This is a genomic window from Helicobacter salomonis (assembly GCF_017979425.1).
In the GTDB taxonomy this organism is placed as follows: Bacteria; Campylobacterota; Campylobacteria; order Campylobacterales; family Helicobacteraceae; genus Helicobacter; species Helicobacter salomonis.
In genome coordinates this window covers 1-289 of the sequence record NZ_JAERIS010000063.1, presented here as the reverse complement: position 1 = coordinate 289, position 289 = coordinate 1, and the positions used below count along the sequence as shown (strand labels likewise).

Here is a 289-nt window from a genome sequence, read left to right as displayed (position 1 = left end):
CGCCCTATTCAGACTCGCTTTCGCTACGGCTCGTTTTCACTTAACCTTGCCAGACACCACAACTCGCAGGATCATTATGCAAAAGGCAGTCCATCACCCTGATAAATCATAGGGCTCTGAATGATTGTAAGTAGATGGTTTCAGGTTCTATTTCACTCCGTTACCCACGGTTCTTTTCACCTTTCCCTCACGGTACTTGTGCGCTATCGGTGTAGTAGTAGTATTTAGGGTTGGAGAGTGGTCTCCCCGGCTTCAGCCCGGATTTCACGTGTCCTGGCCTACTCTGGAT

General features: G+C 49.1%; 1 rRNA gene. It reads right to left on the bottom strand.

The annotated features are described in order from the left end of the window. Nucleotides 1-289, bottom strand: a 23S ribosomal RNA gene (locus KCO92_RS07275); the annotation flags it as partial.